The following is a 17361-nucleotide window of genomic DNA, read 5'->3' on the forward strand; positions in this document are numbered from 1 at the left end:
GTCAGGCGGTGGCGCCGCGCCTGCGACGCGAGGTGCGATACGCGCCGGTGGCGGCGGCACGGTCCGGTGCGGCCGCACCGCCGACGGCGGGCCCGGTGCCCGCGACCGCCGCGCGCCGCGGGAAGCCGCGCCGTCCGACGCGGCCGGTTCCGTGGTCGGCGGGGCTCACACCGTCCGCCTCGCCTCGCACAGGGTGGCCACCAGGGCGAGCCGTTCCACCAGTTCGTCGAGGGCGGCGTCCACCGCCTCCCGCTGGGCGCGGCTCAGCCGGGGCAGCGGGGTCCACTCGCCGTCCGAGGCGGAAGCTTCGAGGGCCTCCTCGGCGTGGCCCGGCTCCCGGTCGGGCTCCGGCAGGTCCTCGCGGGTACGGTCGGGGCCCGCCTGGGCGGTGCCGAGGTCGCCGCCGCTGCCGAAGCCGGTCCGTCCGGTCAGCTCGAACTGCACGTGTTCTCCAGGATCTCGTGTGCCCGCAGCCCCGGTCGGGCCGGACCCATGCGGGTCTGCGACCGGTCCGCGCCCAGGATCCCGGCGGGTACGCCCGGACGCGAGAGCCGCGGCCCGGGGCCGGACAACGGCATTCCAGGCCGCCCCCGGGTCGTACGGTGCGTGGTCACCTCATGCTAGGCAGGGCTTCCGGTCCCGGACCTTTCCCAAAGGAATCGATGACCAAGAGTTCCGCCCCGGTTAACCCGCAGATCGGGCCGGGCACCGCTCCGCGCCCCGCTCCCGGAAGCCGAGGTCACCGCTCACCCGGCCCTCCCCCGGGAAGTCGGGCGGCGAACGCGGCGTAGGCCGCGTCGTCGAAGAGGACGAAGCGGACCTCCTCGACCTCGGTGTCCGTGTCCTGGACGGTGGCGACGGCGATGCGCGCGGCGTCCTCGACGGGCCAGCGGTAGACGCCGGTGGAGATCGCGGGGAAGGCGACCGTCTTCGCGCCGACCTCGTCGGCGATCCGCAGCGCCTCGCGGTGGCAGGAGGCGAGCAGCTCGGAGCGGTCCTCGCCGGTGCTGTGGACGGGGCCGACGGTGTGGATCACCCAGCGGGCCGGGAGCCGGCCGGCCGTGGTGGCGACGGCCTGTCCGGTCGGCAGGCCGCGCCCGTACCGCGAGGCGCGCAGCGCGCGGCATTCCTCGAGGATCTCCGGGCCGCCGCGGCGGTGGATGGCTCCGTCGACGCCGCCGCCCCCGAGCAGCGAGGAGTTGGCGGCGTTGACGACGGCGTCGACGGACTGCTGCGTGATGTCGCCCCGGACAAGGGTGATGCGTGCCATACCGGTGATCCTGCCACCGCGAGGTGCCCGGGCGCCCGGCCGTTCGCGCCGCGTCACCAGTCGCAGGGCACCCTCAGGTCGAGCAGTGAGTCGCAGAACTCCGCGGGGGACTTCGGCCAGCCCTCGCCGTGCCAGTGCGCGATGCGCCAGCCCAGCCGTTTGGGCCACAGCGGCAGGTGCCGCAGGTCGTCGACGGGGACCCAGACGGGGGCGGCGCCCTCCTCCAGGTCGAGGGAGGAGCGGGGGCCGATCTCACCGTGCGCCTCGACGAGGAAGTAGTGCCCGGGGTGCGAGCCGCGGTGCACCTGGTGCAGCCGGTTCACCCGGGCGATCTCCTGCCCGACGGTGCCGCTCAGCCCGGTCTCCTCCGCGAGTTCGCGCAGGACGGCCGTCTCGGGGGTCTCCCCCGGCTCGACCCCGCCGCCGGGGATCTCGTAGTAGTCCCCGCGCCGGTGGCGGCAGCGGATCAGCAGCATGCGCCCGTCGCGGATGATCACCGCGCCGGCCCGGGTCCGCTTGGGCGGCCGGCCGAGCGGGTCCTCCAGTACGAGGCGGCCCCGCCACCAGGGCGGGCCGTCCCAGGACCGCAGGATGGCCTCCCACGCCGTCCAGGGCGCGAGCGGCAGGTGCAGGGCCTCGGACCTGCTGAGCAGCCGGGTGGGCGGGGGGCCGGACGGCAGTGGCACGGCGGCCCGGTAGTACAGATGGGTGCCGCCGGTCGCGCGGACCTCCAGGCAGGGCCGCAGGTCCGTCCTGACGTCGACGCCGAGGCCGTCGCGGGCCGCCGCGCGGGCGGTCTCCGCGGGGTCGCCGCGAGGCGGGACGGTGGCCTGCGGCAGGCTCAAGTCGCTGTGTACGGCGAGGCGTTGGTCGTGGAAGAGGATCACTCCCGCATGCAGTGAGGACATCCCGCCGACGCTAGCAGCGCCCGCTGTCCGGGCCCCGCGAATATTCCGGGACATTGCCCTGCGCTCCCCGGCGCGGGTTGCGGCGGCCGTCTGGTGGTCGGCCCCCGCTCGTCGCACCCTGGAGGGGAGGAGGCGAGCTGACATGACACGTCCGGTCGGTATTGACCTCGGCACCACCAATTCGGTGGTCTGCGCTCTGGAGGGCGGTGAGCCCACCGTCATCACCAACACGGAAGGGGCACGGACCACACCTTCGGTGGTGGCCTTCAGCAAGGGCGGCGAGGTCCTCGTCGGCGAGATCGCCAAGCGCCAGGCCGTGACCAACGTGGAGCGGACCGCCCGCTCGGCCAAGCGGCACATGGGCGACCCCGACTGGCGGTTCCCCGATTCCGGCACCATCGACGGCAAGCGCTACACGGCCCAGGAGATCTCGGCCCGGGTGCTGCAGAAGCTGAAGCGGGACGCGGAGGCGTACCTGGGCGAGGACGTCACGGACGCGGTGATCACGGTGCCCGCGTACTTCGACGACGTCCAGCGCACCGCGACCAAGGAGGCCGGGGAGATCGCCGGCCTGAACGTGCTGCGGATCATCAACGAGCCCACGGCCGCGGCCCTGGCGTACGGCCTGGACAAGGAGAACGACCAGACGATCCTCGTCTTCGACCTGGGCGGCGGCACCTTCGACGTCTCCCTGCTGGACATCGGCGAGGGCGTGGTGGAGGTCAAGGCCACCAACGGCGACACGGAGCTGGGCGGCGACGACTGGGACCAGCGGGTCGTCGACCACCTCGTGGAGCGCTTCAAGAACGCGTACGGGCTGGACCTGGCCAAGGACAAGATGGCGCTGCAGCGGCTGCGCGAGGCGGCCGAGCGGGCGAAGATCGAGCTGTCCTCGTCCACCGAGACGACGATCAACCTGCCCTACATCACGGCCTCCGCCGAGGGCCCGCTGCACCTGGACGAGAAGCTCACCCGCGCCCAGTTCCAGCAGCTGACCGCGGACCTGCTGGAGCGCTGCAAGGGTCCCTTCCACCAGGCGGTCAAGGACGCGCGGATCAACGTCGCGGACGTCGACCACGTGATCCTGGTGGGCGGTTCGACCCGGATGCCGGCGGTGACGGAGCTGGTGAAGTCGCTGACCGGCAAGGAGCCGCACAAGGGCGTCAACCCGGACGAGGTCGTGGCGATCGGCGCCAGCCTCCAGGCCGGGGTGCTCAAGGGCGAGGTCAAGGACGTCCTGCTGCTGGACGTCACCCCGCTGTCCCTCGGCATCGAGACCAAGGGCGGCATCATGACCAAGCTGATCGAGCGCAACACGACCATCCCCACGAGGCGCTCGGAGATCTTCACGACGGCCGAGGACAACCAGCCGTCGGTGCAGATCCAGGTCTACCAGGGCGAACGCGAGATCGCGGCGTACAACAAGAAGCTCGGGGTGTTCGAGCTGACCGGTCTGCCGCCGGCCCCGCGCGGCATCCCGCAGATCGAGGTCTCCTTCGACATCGACGCCAACGGCATCATGCACGTGACGGCGAAGGACCTCGGCACCGGCAAGGAACAGAAGATGACCGTGACCGGCGGTTCCGGGCTGCCGAAGAGCGACATCGACCGCATGATGCGCGAGGCCGAGCAGTACGCGGAGGAGGACCACAAGCGCCGTGAGGAGGCCGAGACCCGCAACAACGCGGAGAGCCTGGTCTACTCCACCGAGAAGCTGCTGCGGGACAACCCCGACAAGGTCCCGGGCGACCTGAAGTCGGAGGTCGAGTCGGCGGTGGCGGACCTGAAGGAGCAGCTGAAGGGCGAGGACTCCGCCGGCATCCGCCGGGCGACCGAGCGGCTGACCGCCTCGGCGCAGAAGATCGGCACGGCGATGTACGCCCAGGCCCAGGCGGAACGGTCCGCGGCGGGCGAGGGCGGGGCCCCGCACGCGGCGCCGCCGGAGGGCGACGAGGACGTGGTGGACGCCGAGATCGTCGACGACGACAAGCGGGAGGGAGGCACGGCGTGAACCGGGCCGGCCCGCCTCCGGGCGGCGGGCTGCGGGCGCGGCTCGTCGAACGCACGGCGGACCTGCAACGGCTCAAGGCCGAGTACGACAACTACCGCAAGCGCGTGCACCGCGACCGGCTGGCGGTGCGGGAGATCGCCGTCGCGAACGTGCTGCACGGACTGCTGCCGGTGCTGGACGCCGTCGACCGGGCGCGGGAGCTGGGCGAGGTGACCGGTGGCTTCCGCGCCGTGGTCGAGGTGCTGGAGGCGCGGCTGGCGGAGCTCGGCCTGCGGTCGTTCGGCGAGCCCGGGGATCCCTTCGACCCGGCGCGTCACGAGGCGGTCGGCTCGTCGGGCGCCTACGGCGCGGACCGCCTCGTCTGCGGCACCGTCGTACGGTCCGGCTACCGGGTCGGCGCGCACCTGCTGCGCCCGGCGGAGGTGGTGGTCACCGGACCTGCGGGGGCACCGGCCCGGGTGCACCCTGGAGGCATGGAGACAACCCACAAGGTCGACGTGGCCCCGCTCGGGGCCGACCACCGTTACCGCAGGGTGCACATCCGGGGTGTGGGCTGGGAGCAGTTGGAGCGGGAGGAGTTCGAGCTGCGGGTGCGCGGGACCTTCCCGGACATCGACGTGTCGGACCCGGATCAGGTGCACTGGGCCGACCACCCCGGCGAGTGGCCGGACTGGCAGCCGGGCGAGGCCTGAGCGCGCCGGTTCAGGGGCGGTCCGGCCGCTGCCCGGCGGCGGTTCAGCGGGCGCCGGCGTCCAGGAGCGCGGCGATCCGCTCGACGGCGAAGGCGTAGCCCTGGACGCCGCAACCCGCGATCACGGCGTCGGCCCGCGCCGAGACGTAGCTGTGGTGCCGGAACGCCTCGCGCCGGTGGATGTTGGAGATGTGGACCTCCATCACGGGCAGGCCGTCGCAGGCGTTAAGGGCGTCCAGGATCGCCACCGAGGTGTGGGAGTAGGCACCGGGGTTGATCACGATGCCCGCGTGGTGCTCGCGGGCCTCGTGGATCCAGTCGATCAGCTGTCCCTCGTGGTTGCTCTGCCGGCAGTCGGCGGTCCCCCCGAGCCGCGCCGCCGTCGCGGCGCACAGGGCCTCGACGTCGGCGAGGCTCTCGGAGCCGTAGATCTCGGGCTGCCGCCGGCCGAGCAGGTTGAGGTTGGGACCGTTGAGGACCATGATCGGCGCGCTCGCGAGGGTGCGGGTCATGGCCCCAAGGTCTACCACGTGATCACCCGAAGCTGACGGCGGCGTCCATCTCCCAGACCAGCACCTCGGCGCCCTCGGCGCCGGCGGTGAGCCGCTGGCCCTCGGCCCCGGTGACGCGCACGGCGTCGCCCTTGGCGAGCAGCCCGGCGCCCTCGACGGCGACCTCGCCCTTGGCGACGTACAGGTGCACCAGAGGGGCGGTGGGCAGGGTCAGGGTCTGCTGCGCCGACATGCGCGCGGCCTGCAGCGCGGCGTGCTTCTGGGCGATGGAGATCGCCCGCTCGTCGCGGTCGCGGTCCATGCCGGAGGCGACGGTGACCCAGCCGCCGCGGGCGAGTTCGTCGTTGATGTCCAGCTGCTCGTACCCCGGCTTGATGCCCTGCTCGTCGGGGAAGACCCACATCTGCACGAAGTGCACGGGGTCCTTGTGCTCGGGCGCGCCGGTCAGCTTCCAGCTGTCGTTCTTCTCGCTGTGCAGGATGCCGGTGCCCGCGCTCATCCGCTGGGCGAGGCCCGGGTAGATGACACCGTTGTGGCCCTCGGAGTCCTGGTGGACGAGGCCGCCGTCGAGCACCCAGGTGACGATCTCCATGTCCCGGTGCGGGTGGGTGTCGAAGCCGGTGCCGGGGGCGACGACGTCGTCGTTGGAGACCAGCAGCAGACCGAAGTGGGTGTTCTTCGGGTCGTAGTGGTGGCTGAAGGAGAAGCAGTGGTGCGAGTCGAGCCAGCCGGCGCGGGTGTGGAACCGCTGGCCGGCGCGGCGGACATCCAGCTGGGTGGCCATCGGGGATCTCCTTCTGCGGGGTGTGTCTCTGTCGCCCAACCTAACATGTTGAATCTCGAACTATATTCCTTGGATGCCGTAGCTCCGCAGCTTGCGGTAGACCGTGGCCCGCGCGATGCCCAGCGCCTTCGCCGCGCGCGCCTTGTTGCCGCCGTGGGTGCGCAGCGCCTCCAGGATCGCGTCCCGCTCGGCCCGCTCCAGGCTGCCCAGACGGCGGCCGCCGGCGCCGCCGCGCACGGCGTCCGGCAGCTCCTCCGGACGCACCGGACCGCTCAGCCGGCGCTCGTCCGCGAGGGTCCTGACGACCGTCGCCAGCTCGGCGACGTTGCCCGGCCAGGTGTGCCGCTCCAGGGTGCGCCGGGCCTCGACGGTCCAGGTCAGCGGCGGGTGGCCGGGAGCCGGTCGCGGGCTGAGGGCGGCGAGCAGCCCCGGGAGGTCCTCGGGGCGCTCGCGCAGCGGCGGTACGGACAGCGAGCGCGCCGCCAGCCGGCCCAGCAGGCGGTCCAGGCACGGGTCCGCACGGTCCCCGGGGGTGTGGGTGGCGGTCAGCCGCAGGACGGGGCGCTGTTCGAGGAGCGCCACCAGCGCGGCCGCGGCACCGGCGTCCAGCGCCTCGACGTGGCGGACGAGGACCCGGCCCGGGTCGGGGCGCACGGCGAGCCGCCGCACCCAGTCATGGGCGGCCGCACCGGTCACCTGTGCCGCGTCCAGCTCCACGTCGCCGGCCCGTACGGCGCGGGCCAGCGTCGTCTTGCCGGTGCCGGGCTCCCCCGTCACCAGCAGCGGTCCCTGCTCGCCCCCGAGCCGCACCGCGCGGGCCACCGCGGCCCGCCAGGGCAGTGACGCGCCCACGAGCCCCGGCAGCCTCGGCTCGGGGACCGCCGGCGGCCCGCCGGAGCCCTCCGCCGCCGCGGACAGGACGGCGACGGCGCCGATGACCTCGCCGGAGTCCAGGACGGGGTCGAGCCGGGCCCGCCAGCCGCCGTCCGGCAGGGGCAGCTCGTACCCCTCGGTCCGGCCGTCGCGGACCATGCCGCCCGCCCGGCGCTCCAGCAGCGCGAGTGACTCGTCGGACAGCCGCCGCGCGGCCTCGGCGCTCACGATCCGCGTCCTGCCGTCGGCCGCGACGACCGCCCGGCCGTTCGGCCGCTCGCGCAGGTACGCGCCGAGCAGCAGCTCTTCAGGGGATGTATCGGATTGAGACACGCCGGCGGTCTCCCTCTGATCCACGATCGGTTCGTTGCCATTTCAATTATCCGTCAAGGAGCCGCGTTGATGGAGACCGTCGAGACCGATGTGCTGATCGTGGGCAGTGGGCCTGCCGGGGCGAGCGCCGCGCTCGCGCTCAGCACGTACGGGGTGCCGAACATCGTCGTCACGCGCTACGACAGGCTGGCCGACACCCCTCGGGCCCACATCACCAACCAGCGCACCATGGAGGTGCTGCGCGACCTCGGCGTCGAGCAGGAGGTCGTCGCCAAGGCCACTCCCCAGCACCTGATGGGGAACACCGTCTTCTGCACCAGCCTCGCGGGCGAGGAACTGGGGCGGCTGCGCTCATGGGGCAACGACCCCCTGGTGCAGGCCGCGCACGACCTGGCCAGCCCGAGCCGCATGTGCGACATGCCGCAGAACTGGATGGAGCCGGTGCTGGTCGAGGCGGCCGTGGCGCGCGGCACCCGGCTGCGCTACGGCACCGTCTACAAGTCCTTCGAGCAGGACGCCGACGGCGTGACCGCCGTGGTGGAGGACCGGCTGCGCGGCGACGAGTACACCATCCGCGCCAAGTACCTGATCGGCGCCGACGGCGGACGCAGCAAGGTCGCCGAGGACGCCGGGCTGCCCATGGGCGGCAAGATGGGCGTGGCGGGCAGCGTCAACATCGTCTTCGAGGCCGACCTGTCCCGGTACGTCGCCCACCGCCCCAGCACCCTGTACTGGGTGCTCACCCCCGGCGCGACCGTGGGCGGCATCGGCGCGGGCCTGGTGCGCTGCGTGCGGCCGTGGAACGAGTGGCTGATCGTGTGGGGCTACGACGTCGAGGGCGCGCCCCCGGACCTCACCGAGGAGTACGCCCTGTCGGTGGTCCGGCAGCTCGTCGGCGACGACGACATCCCGGTGACCATCCGCTCCTCCTCGGCGTGGACGGTCAACGAGATGTACGCCGAGACGTACTCCCACGGCCGGGTCTTCTGCGCCGGCGACGCCACCCACCGGCACCCGCCGTCCAACGGACTCGGCTCCAACACCTCCATCCAGGACGCGTACAACCTGGCCTGGAAGCTGAAGCTGGTCCTGGACGGCACCGCCGCGCCCTCGCTGCTGGACACCTACACCGCCGAGCGGGCGCCCGTCGGCAAGCAGATCGTCACCCGCGCCAACAAGTCGATCGGCGAGACCGCCCCGGTCTTCGACGCGCTGGACCTGCTCGCGCCGCAGAGCCCGGAGCAGCTGATCGCCAACATGGAGTCCCGCAAGGACGCGACCCCGGCCGGCGAGAAGCGGCGCGCCCGGCTGCGCGAGGCGATCGACTTCAAGCGGTACGAGTTCAACGCGCACGGCGTGGAGCTCAACCAGCGCTACGCCTCGGCCGCTGTCGTCCCGGACGGCACCGACGACCCGGGCTTCGACCGCGATCCCGAGCTGTACCACCAGCCGAGCAGCCGCCCCGGCGCCAAGCTGCCGCACGCGTGGCTGACGGCGGGCACCCGCACGCTGTCCACCCTCGACCTCGGCGGCGGGGGCCGGTTCGCGCTGCTGACCGGCATCGGCGGCGAGGCCTGGGTGGCGGCGGCCCGCGCGGCGGGAGCCGAGCTGGGGCTGGACATCGCGACCGCGCTGATCGGCCCCGGCCGGGAGTACGAGGACCCGTACGGCGACTGGGCGCGGGTGCGCGGCATCGGTGACACGGGCGCGCTGCTGGTCCGGCCGGACCTGTACGTGGCCTTCCGGCGGGCCGACGGGGCCGCCGACGGCGCCGAAGCGCGGGCCGTGCTCGGCGCGGCGCTGCGGCGCATCCTGGGACGGGACTGACGAGGAGAGAGCATGGACTTCACCGAACAGAGCGCGACGCCGGCCGTCGTGGAGAGCTTCGCGCGGACGCCCGACCCGCGGCTGCGGGAGGTCCTGGGCAGTCTGACCCGGCACCTCCACGACTTCGTCCGGGACGTCGAGCCGACGATGGAGGAGTGGGAGGCGGCGATCGGCTTCCTCACCCGCACCGGCCAGGCGTGCACCGACACACGGCAGGAGTTCATCCTCCTGTCCGACGTGCTCGGGGTGTCGATGCTGGTCGAGACGATCAACCAGCGGAAGTCGGCCGGGGAGGGGGCCACCGACTCCACCGTGCTGGGCCCGTTCCACATGGTCGACTCCCCCGCGCGGGAGTTCGGCGACGCGATCGACATGATCGGCTCGGGTGAGCCCTGCGTGGTCACCGGGCGCGTGGTCTCCGTGGACGGCACACCGCTGCCGGGCGCCACGGTGGACGTCTGGCAGGCCGACGACCAGGGCTTCTACGACGTCCAGCAGCCGGGCGAGCAGCCCCAGGGCAACGGGCGCGGGCTGTTCGAGGCCGACGGGGAGGGCCGCTTCCGGTTCCGCACCGTCGTGCCCGCGCACTACCCGATCCCGACCGACGGCCCGGTGGGCGGTCTGCTCAACGCCACGGAGCGCCATCCGTACCGGCCCGCGCACATCCACTTCATCGCGGCCGCCGCCGGCCACCAGCCGGTCACCACGCACGTGTTCGTCCAGGACAGCCCCTACCTGGACTCGGACGCGGTCTTCGCGGTGAAGAAGAGCCTGGTCCAGGAGTTCGCCGAGGTGGACGACCCGGAGCGGGCGGCCGGGTACGGGGTTCCCAACCCCTTCCGGCTGGCGACCTTCGACATCGTGCTGCAGCGGTCATGAGCCTGGAGTTCGTCCACGAGGCGCTGCCGATGCGGGTCGTCTTCCGCGCCGGGGCCGCCACCACGGCCGTGGCGGAGGAGACCGGCCGGCTCGGCCTGCGCCGCGTGCTGGTGCTGTCGGGCCGGCACGGTCAGGACACCGCGCGCTCCGTCGCCGCGTCCCTCGGTGCGGTCTGCGCGGGCGTCCACCCGGGCGCGGTGATGCACGTGCCGGTGAAGGTGGCCGACGAGGCCGTCGCGGTGGCGCGGGACCTGGACGCCGACGGGCTGGTCGCGGTCGGCGGCGGTTCCGCGGTCGGCCTGGGCAAGGCGGTCGCGCTGCGCACCGGGCTGCCGCTGCTGGCCGTGCCGACGACGTACTCGGGCTCCGAGATGACCCCGGTCTGGGGCCTGACGGAGGACGGCGTCAAGCGCACCGGCCGCGACCGCCGCGTCCTGCCGCGCAGCGTCGTCTACGACCCGGAGCTCACCCTGTCGATGCCGCCGGCGCTGTCCGGCACCAGCGGCGTCAACGCCCTCGCCCACGCCGTCGAGGCGCTGTACGCCCCCGACGCCACCCCGATCGTGTCGCTGATGGCCGAGGAGGGGGTGCGGGCCCTGGCGGACGCGCTGCCCCGTGTGGTCGCCGACCCGGGCGGCCTCGACGCGCGCGGTCACGCCCTGTACGGGGCCTGGCTGTGCGGGGCGTGCCTCGGGGCGACCACGATGGGCCTCCACCACAAGCTGGCCCATGTGCTCGGCGGCTCCTTCGACCTGCCGCACTCCGCGACGCACACGGTGCTGCTGCCGTACGTCCTCGCCTTCAACGCCCAGGACACCCCGGCCGCGACGGCCGCGCTCCGCCGGGCGCTGGGGACCGAGGACCCGGCACGGGCCCTGTGGGAGCTGGGCGGGCGGCTCGGCGCACCGCGCTCGCTGGCCGAGGTCGGTCTGCCGGCCGACGGCATCGGCCGCGTCGTGGAGCTGGTGGGCGCGGCCTCGTACGCCAACCCGCGCCCGGCGGACGCGGACGGGCTGCGCGCGCTGCTGACGGCGGCGTACCAGGGGGCGCCGCCGACGGACTGACCGCCCGGCTTTCGGGAGCGCGGGTGCGGTCGCGAGGCGGCCGGGCGCGGGGCGGCGGTCATCCGCGACCGGCCCGAGCCCGCGCCCCGTCGGGGCCGGCACCGGCACCCCAACGGTGTCCGAAGGGAACGCCCGCGAACCGGCCCTGCGGATTCCGGCGGGGGCATTCCCTCTGCACACGCGAACACCTTTGCGCTTTTCGGCCGTACGGCGAGCACATTCCCCGGCAGCAGTCCCGGAATTCCCGGCGGAACCCGCGTTCCGCCGGTGCGCGGGAATCCCTCAGCCCCGGCGCCGCGTCTCCCGGTCCGGCGCCGCGGGCGGCCCGCCGCCGTAGTCCAGCCGCTCCGCCGTCCTCACCAGCCGTTCGAGTGCGGCACCGTCCCGCGGCCCGCCGTGCAGGGCACGGCGGGCCCGCGCCGCAACGCCGCACAGGCGTACGGAAAACAGGCGTTTCGCGCTCCAAAACGCCATCCCCCGCCACCCCTTCCGCCGGTTAGAAATATCTACCAAGGTTGAGCGTATGAGAAATGCGGCACCGAAACAGGCAATGGAGTGGCTGGCCGCCGCCGCGGCGGATCCGCGGGCGTGCAAACGGGAATGGGAACACGGCGAGAGCGGGACCGTCCTGCTGCCCGCCGGGCGTTTCTGGGACGTGCTCAGCGTGCCCGAGGACCTCGGCCTGCTCGCCCTCGACGCCCTGCTGCGCCTCCCCCGCACGGAACCCGGGCCCACCCTCGCCGACACGGCCTCCCGCCGGGTCGGCTTCTTCCTCCCGCCGGACCCCGTCAGCAGATGGGTGGGCACCGGGATCCGCTACGCCGGCAGGGGCGCCTGGATCGCCGTCCCGCCCCCGTACCGGGCCGCGGGGGCCCTGCGGTGGCTGGTGCCCCCCGACGGAACGGGCACCCTGCACACCCCTACCGTGGTGGAACTGGCGCTGTTCCAGGCAGCAGTTGCGGCAGACTGCCGCCGCTGAAGGAGGCCGCCCGCGGTACGTCCGGCCCCGCGGAGCCGGGGACGGCGCGCCCGTGGGCCCGCCAGTCGGCGAGGAGTTCCGTGTAGATCGGTGGATCCATCCAGTAGGCGCCGGTGAGTTCGGCGAAGGTCCGGTGATGGTCCGGGTGGCCCTCGAGGAGGCATCCACGGGTCGAGGATGAGCTGCTGTCCATGTCCCCTTGCAACGCGGCTCGTGCGCCGGTGGTACGTCCGGAGCGGGCAGCGCCACTGGAACGAGTGAGCGCGCGCCCCTCTTTAGGGGCCTTCCTCTCACCCTCTGACCCGCTCATCGTCTCATCGTCACGCGCCCGGAGGTCCCGGCAGGCCGAGCGCGTGGGCGAGCAGCGGCCACGCCGTCGCGAACTCCTGTCGCCAGTAAGCCCATTCGTGCCGGCCGCCCTCGTAGTAGTGCGTCGTCACCGGGATGTCACGGAGTTCCAGCGCGGTGGCGAAGACATGCGTGGCGGGCCACAGGGTGCTCTCCAGCACCTCCGGAAGCAGTTCGGTGCCGCCGCCCGCGGCCGGGGCGGCGGCACCGCTTCCGCAGGACACGTACAGCGCGGTGCCGCGCAGCCCTCCCGCGCGCGCCGTGGGGTTGAAGGACCGCCAGGTGTCCCACCGGTCCACGGGGTCGCCCCACAGGGACCCGGGGCAGAGGCTCTCGCGGAGCAGGAGGGCGTCGAGGGCGGTGGGCACCCCGGCGAAGGTGGTGTCCAGGACGCCGCTGAAGGAGGCGGCGGCGCGGAACGCCCCCGGGTGGCGGGCGGCGTGGGCCATGGCGCCGTGGCCGCCGGTCGAGACGCCCGCCACGGCCCGTACGCCGGAGGCCCGGTAGTCGCGGCGCAGCAGCCCGTCGATTTCGCCCAGCTGGAAGGTCTCGTAGTCGGAGCCGTCGAGCCAGTGGCTGGACAGTCCCGCGGGGCCGCAGTCCGGCATGGCGAGGATGAGGCCGCCGCCCTCGGTGAGCCGCTCGACGCCCGCCTGCCGGCTCCAGGCGGTGTGGTCCTCGTGCGGCCCGTGCAGCAGGTACAGCACCGGCCAGGTGCGCCCGGGCGCACGCGCGAAGTCCGCGGGAAGGACGATCCGCACCGCCGCCGGGCGGCCGAGCGCCGCCGAGGCGACCGTCAGGTCCCAGGTGCGTGCGTCGACGCGGGTCGCGGCGGACACCTCGGCGGCGGTCCCTCCGGGCGCGCGTGCGGTGCTGGGGGTCATGGGGTGGCTCCTCACAGGACAGGTGCGCGGCGGGGGCGCGCACGGACCGGGCGCACTCCCTTTACCCGGGGTAACGGACGGCGGCCGGGAGTGGTTCAACGGCCGCCTCGGTTCCCGCGAGGCGCCGCAGGCCCGCGACGCGCCGGGGGGTGAAGTCCGGTGACCGACCGGTAGGTTCGGTGTCCGGAGACCTCACCCCGGGGGCCGGAACCGACGAGGGAGCACACGCGCATGACCTGGTTGCTGTACGGAGCCACGGGCTACACCGGCCGCCTCGTCGCACGGGAGGCCGTGGCCCGCGGGGAACGCCCGGTGCTCGCGGGGCGGTCGGCCGCCGCGCTGGCCCCGCTCGCGGCCGAACTGGGCCTGGACCACCGGGTGGTCGGCCTCGGCGACGCGGCGGCGTTGCGCGCGGCGCTCGCGGACGTGGACGCCGTGGCCCACTGCGCCGGGCCCTTCTCCGCGACGGCGCTGCCGATGGCCGAGGCGTGCCTGGACACCGGCACGCACTACCTCGACATCACCGGCGAGATCGACGTGCTCGAGGCGCTGCACGCGATGAGCGCCCGGGCCCGCGCGGCGGGCGTGGTCCTGCTGCCCGGGGCGGGGTTCGACGTCGTCCCCACCGACTGCCTCGCCGCGACCGTCGCCGCCGCGCTGCCCACCGCCACCCACCTGGACATCGCCTTCGTGGCCGGCGGGGGCGCGAGCCCCGGCACGGCGCGCTCCGCGCTCGAGGCGCTCGACAAGGGCGCCGGCGGCCGCGCCCGCGTCGACGGGGTGATCCGCGACGTCCCGCTCGGGCACCCCCGGGTGACCGCGTCCTTCCGCACCGGCCGGCGCCAGGTCGCCGGCATCGCCTGGGGCGACGTCAGCACGGCCTACCACTCGACCGGCATCCCCAACATCTCGACGTACACCTGGCTGCCGGGCGCCCCGCTGGTGGCACGCGTGCTCGGGGTCGGCCCGGTACGGCGGCTGGCCCGCGCGGGGGTCGAACGTTTCCTGACGGGCCCCGGCGAGCGCGCGCGGGCGCGCACCCGTTCCCAGGTGTGGGCCCGCGCCCGCGACGCGCACGGCGGTGAGGCCCAGGCGGCGCTGTCGGCCCCCAACGGCTACGCCCTGACCGTCGATTCGGTGCTGCGCATCGTGACCCGGCTGCCGCGGCTCCCGCACGGCACCCAGACCCCCTCCTCGGCCCTCGGCGCCGACTTCGTCCTGGAACTGGACGGAGTACGCCGGGACGGACCCCACGTCAGCTGATCCCCCCTACGACAGGCGCACCGCCCAGGCCCGCGCCGGCCGAGGCTCCCGCCACGACGGATCCGCCGCCGGGGGACGCGGTCGCCGAGGCCGACCCGCGCCGCGGTCGGCCGGTCCCTGAAGGGCCACGGCGGAGGGGCGCCACCACGCGCCCACTCCCGCGACCGGGCGCACGCACCCGCGCCAGGCACAGCGGCAAGGTCCGGGCGACGCCGTTGGCCTCCGACAGCCCTGCGGTGAGTCGGAACCGCGGCCCGCGACCCTGCCGCCGAAGCCGCCCCACCGGTCCGCGACCGGGCCCCCGCGCCGGCCGAGGCTCCCGCTACGACGGACGCGCCGCCGAGGCGCGCGCCGTGGCGGCGGTGGCCGCCGCCACCGCCCAGCCCTCCAGGCTCGTGACGAAGTGCCCGGCGCAGTCGGGCCAGTGCAGCCCGCCGCGGGCGGCAGCGTGGCCGCGGGCGCCCATCGCGCGGCGCAGTTCCGGGTCGTCGCGCAGCCGTCGGACCGCGTCCGCGGCAGCCACGGGATCCCCGAAGGGGACGAGGAGGCCGCAGTCGTGCCCGCGGACCAGCTCGGCGGCGAGGGGGTTGGGAGTGCTCACGACGGGGATGCCGTAGGCCATGTACTCGACGACCTTGGTGGGCCGCGAGTGGCGGTAGTTCGCCTCGTCGCGCAGCAGCGACACCCCGGCGAGGGCGCCGCGCAGCCGGCCCAGGGCCGCGTCGTTGGGCAGGAAACCGTGCCAGCGCAGCGCGCCGTCGCGGTCGGCCGCCGCCAGCAGTGCGCGGACGTCGCCGTCGGCGGCGCCGATGAGCTCCACATGGACGTCCGGGGCCAGCAGCCGTGCCATGGCGACCAGTTCCTCGGCCCCGCGGGCCCGGGACAGCTGCCCGAGGTAGACCACGCGGTCGTCGCCCGGCGCCGGCGGGGGGTCCATGGGGACGGTGACCAGGTTCGGCACCACGGGGTGCGCGCGGCGGAAGCGCCGCTGGTAGGCGTCCTCGGCGAGCAGCAGGTGCAGATGCCGCTCGGCGGCGAGTTCGGCCGCGCGGACCACAAGACGCAGCGGCGGGCGCAGCGGCCGCGGCACCCAGCCCTTCATGGTGAGGGCGGCCGCGGTGTCCTCGTGCACGTCCCACACCACGGCCGGCCGCCGGGCGCCGGTACGGTGCCAGTGCCGCAGCGCGCGCGGCAGGGCGAGCAGCAGTTCGGGGTCGTGGAGCAGGACGGCGTCGACGGTGGACCCGCGCCGCACCAGCAGGCGCCGGGCCGCACGGACGGCCGCACGCCGGTCCCGTCCGGTGGCCCGGGGCAGGTCGACGCCCTCGACCCCGGGGCGGGGCGGGGTCGCCCGCGCGGTGAAGGGCGCGGCATAGGTGACGGTGTGGCCGTGGGCCATGAGGGCGGCTATCTGCCGGTGCAGGATGCGCGCGTCCTCGGGGTGGTGCACGACGGTGACGACCAGTACGTGCATCACAGCACCTCGACGTCCGGCCGGAAGATCCGTCCGCGCGTGTCGAACAGCAGGCGGGCCCGGTCCGCCACCACCTGGAGGTCGTAGGCGCTGTGGTCCTGCAGGAGGATCGTCAGGTCGTGCTCCGGCAGGGCGGCGGCCAGGTCGCCGGCCCGGGGGACGGGCTCGCCGTCGACCTCCCAGGCCTCCACGAACGGGTCGTGGAAGGAGATCCCCGTGCCGAGCCGGCGCAGCAGCCGCGCCACGGGGACGGCGGGGCTCTCGCGCCGGTCGGCGATGTCGGGCTTGTAGGTCACGCCGAGCAGCAGCACCCGTGAGCCGTGCAGCGCCTTCCCGGCCGTGTTGAGCAGGTCCTGCGCCCGGCGCACCACGTACTCCGGCATCCGGTGGTTGATCTCCCGGGCGAGTTCGACGAAGCGGAACTCGTAGCCGAGGGTGCGGACCTTGTACGACAGGTAGTTGGGGTCGATCGGGATGCAGTGGCCGCCCACGCCCGCGCCGGGCCGGAAGGCCTGGAAGCCGAAGGGCTTGGTGGCGGCGCAGTCGATGACGTTCCAGATGTCCACGCCCAGTTCGCGGCAGAGGATGGCCAGCTCGTTGACGAGCGCGATGTTGACGTGGCGGTAGGTGTTCTCCAGCAGTTTGGCCATCTCGGCCTCGCGGGTGCCCTTGGCCCGCACGACGGTGTCGACGAGCTTGCCGTAGAACGCGACGGCGCGCGCCGCGCACCCGGGGGTGTGCCCGCCGACGATCTTCGGGGTGTCACGGAAGCCGTGGGTCCGGTTGCCCGGGTCGATCCGCTCGGGCGAGAAGGCGAGGGCGAAGTCCACCCCGGCGCGCAGCCCCGAGCCCGCCTCGAGCAGGGGCCGGACGACCTCGTCGGTGGTACCGGGGTAGGTCGTCGACTCCAGCACGACCAGGACGCCGGGGCGCAGCCGCGCGGCGACCGCCTCGGCGGCCCCGGTGACCGCGGTCAGGTCGGGTCCGCCGTCCTCGGACAGCGGGGTGGGGACGCAGATGACGATGGCCTGGGCCTCCGCCAGGCACTCCTGGCCGGTGGTCGCGGTGAACCCGGAGGCCAGCATGCGCCGCAGGTCGTCGTCGCGGACGTCGTCCACGTGCGAGCGGCCGGAGTTGAGGGCGTCCACCACGGCGGGGTCCAGATCGTGTCCCACGACGCTCAGTCCCACCGCCGCCGCCTCCCTGGCGAGGGGCAGCCCGACGTATCCGAGGCCTACGACTGCGAGCTCCACCGTCATGC

General features: G+C 74.3%; 16 protein-coding genes and 1 pseudogene. 7 read left to right on the plus strand and 10 right to left on the minus strand.

Annotated features, from left to right (window positions below; genetic code table 11):
• Position 1 precedes the first annotated feature (1 nt).
• The 4 genes and pseudogenes from ACFV3E_RS13960 to ACFV3E_RS13975 form a co-directional block, all read right to left on the minus strand.
• A complete protein-coding gene (locus ACFV3E_RS13960; RefSeq protein ID WP_500534916.1) occupies positions 2-169 on the minus strand; it encodes a hypothetical protein in 168 nt (55 codons plus the stop codon).
• Positions 166-497, minus strand: a pseudogene (locus ACFV3E_RS13965) (EfeM/EfeO family lipoprotein); the annotation flags it as partial. The pseudogene ACFV3E_RS13965 and the gene ACFV3E_RS13960, both read right to left, overlap by 4 nt.
• 242 nt (positions 498-739) lie before the next feature.
• Positions 740-1270, minus strand: coding sequence for an O-acetyl-ADP-ribose deacetylase (locus tag ACFV3E_RS13970; RefSeq protein ID WP_500364129.1), 531 nt, complete (start codon positions 1268-1270; stop codon positions 740-742).
• Between the two features lie 53 nt (positions 1271-1323).
• Entirely contained in the window at positions 1324-2178 is an 855-nt protein-coding gene (locus tag ACFV3E_RS13975; RefSeq protein ID WP_500534917.1) for an NUDIX domain-containing protein, read from the minus strand.
• A gap of 142 nt (positions 2179-2320) precedes the next feature.
• Here ACFV3E_RS13975 and dnaK point away from each other — a divergent pair, with 142 nt between their 5' ends.
• The gene (dnaK, locus tag ACFV3E_RS13980; RefSeq protein WP_499515243.1) at positions 2321-4189 is read left to right on the plus strand and encodes a molecular chaperone DnaK; all 1869 of its coding nucleotides are present in this window, start codon (positions 2321-2323) and stop codon (positions 4187-4189) included.
• Complete coding sequence (gene grpE / locus ACFV3E_RS13985) at positions 4186-4881, plus strand: nucleotide exchange factor GrpE (protein ID WP_500534918.1); 696 nt, start codon at positions 4186-4188, stop codon at positions 4879-4881. The genes dnaK and grpE overlap by 4 nt, the downstream gene beginning before the upstream one ends.
• Positions 4882-4924: 43 nt before the next feature.
• Here the strand turns inward: grpE and aroQ are convergent, their stop codons facing one another.
• The 3 genes from aroQ to ACFV3E_RS14000 are packed head-to-tail and all read right to left on the minus strand — an operon-like array spanning position 4925 to position 7382.
• The gene (gene aroQ, locus ACFV3E_RS13990) at positions 4925-5392 is read right to left on the minus strand and encodes a type II 3-dehydroquinate dehydratase (RefSeq protein ID WP_500534919.1); all 468 of its coding nucleotides are present in this window, start codon (positions 5390-5392) and stop codon (positions 4925-4927) included.
• A 22-nt stretch (positions 5393-5414) separates the two neighbouring features.
• Positions 5415-6176, minus strand: a complete 762-nt coding sequence (locus ACFV3E_RS13995) for a pirin family protein (RefSeq protein ID WP_500534920.1) — start codon at positions 6174-6176, stop codon at positions 5415-5417.
• Positions 6177-6236: 60 nt separating this feature from the next.
• Positions 6237-7382, minus strand: coding sequence for a helix-turn-helix domain-containing protein (locus tag ACFV3E_RS14000; RefSeq protein WP_500534921.1), 1146 nt, complete (start codon positions 7380-7382; stop codon positions 6237-6239).
• Between the two features lie 69 nt (positions 7383-7451).
• Between ACFV3E_RS14000 and ACFV3E_RS14005 the strand changes: the two genes are divergently transcribed.
• From ACFV3E_RS14005 to ACFV3E_RS14020, 4 genes are all read left to right on the plus strand, one after another.
• Positions 7452-9209 (plus strand): FAD-dependent oxidoreductase, encoded by a 1758-nt coding sequence (locus ACFV3E_RS14005; protein ID WP_500534922.1) that lies wholly within the window; start codon positions 7452-7454, stop codon positions 9207-9209.
• Between the two features lie 12 nt (positions 9210-9221).
• Positions 9222-10088: a dioxygenase family protein gene (locus ACFV3E_RS14010; protein WP_500364145.1), complete on the plus strand. Its 867-nt coding sequence runs from the start codon at positions 9222-9224 to the stop codon at positions 10086-10088.
• A complete protein-coding gene (locus ACFV3E_RS14015; protein WP_500534923.1) occupies positions 10085-11152 on the plus strand; it encodes a maleylacetate reductase in 1068 nt (355 codons plus the stop codon). The genes ACFV3E_RS14010 and ACFV3E_RS14015 overlap by 4 nt, the downstream gene beginning before the upstream one ends.
• 523 nt (positions 11153-11675) lie before the next feature.
• Positions 11676-12131, plus strand: coding sequence for a hypothetical protein (locus tag ACFV3E_RS14020; protein WP_499515234.1), 456 nt, complete (start codon positions 11676-11678; stop codon positions 12129-12131).
• 320 nt (positions 12132-12451) lie between these two features.
• Here ACFV3E_RS14020 and ACFV3E_RS14025 read toward each other — a convergent pair whose 3' ends face one another.
• Positions 12452-13363, minus strand: coding sequence for an alpha/beta hydrolase (locus ACFV3E_RS14025; RefSeq protein ID WP_500534924.1), 912 nt, complete (start codon positions 13361-13363; stop codon positions 12452-12454).
• A 231-nt stretch (positions 13364-13594) separates the two neighbouring features.
• Between ACFV3E_RS14025 and ACFV3E_RS14030 the strand changes: the two genes are divergently transcribed.
• Positions 13595-14626: a saccharopine dehydrogenase family protein gene (locus tag ACFV3E_RS14030; RefSeq protein WP_500534925.1), complete on the plus strand. Its 1032-nt coding sequence runs from the start codon at positions 13595-13597 to the stop codon at positions 14624-14626.
• Positions 14627-14948: 322 nt separating this feature from the next.
• Here ACFV3E_RS14030 and ACFV3E_RS14035 read toward each other — a convergent pair whose 3' ends face one another.
• Positions 14949-16100, minus strand: coding sequence for a glycosyltransferase (locus tag ACFV3E_RS14035; protein WP_500534926.1), 1152 nt, complete (start codon positions 16098-16100; stop codon positions 14949-14951).
• On the minus strand, positions 16100-17359 hold the full coding sequence (locus ACFV3E_RS14040; RefSeq protein ID WP_500534927.1) for a nucleotide sugar dehydrogenase: 1260 nt from the start codon (positions 17357-17359) through the stop codon (positions 16100-16102). The genes ACFV3E_RS14035 and ACFV3E_RS14040 overlap by 1 nt, the downstream gene beginning before the upstream one ends.
• Between the last annotated feature and the right edge of the window lie 2 nt (positions 17360-17361).

The sequence above is a fragment of the Streptomyces sp. NPDC059718 genome (assembly GCF_042733315.1).
GTDB lineage: Bacteria > Actinomycetota > Actinomycetes > Streptomycetales > Streptomycetaceae > Actinacidiphila.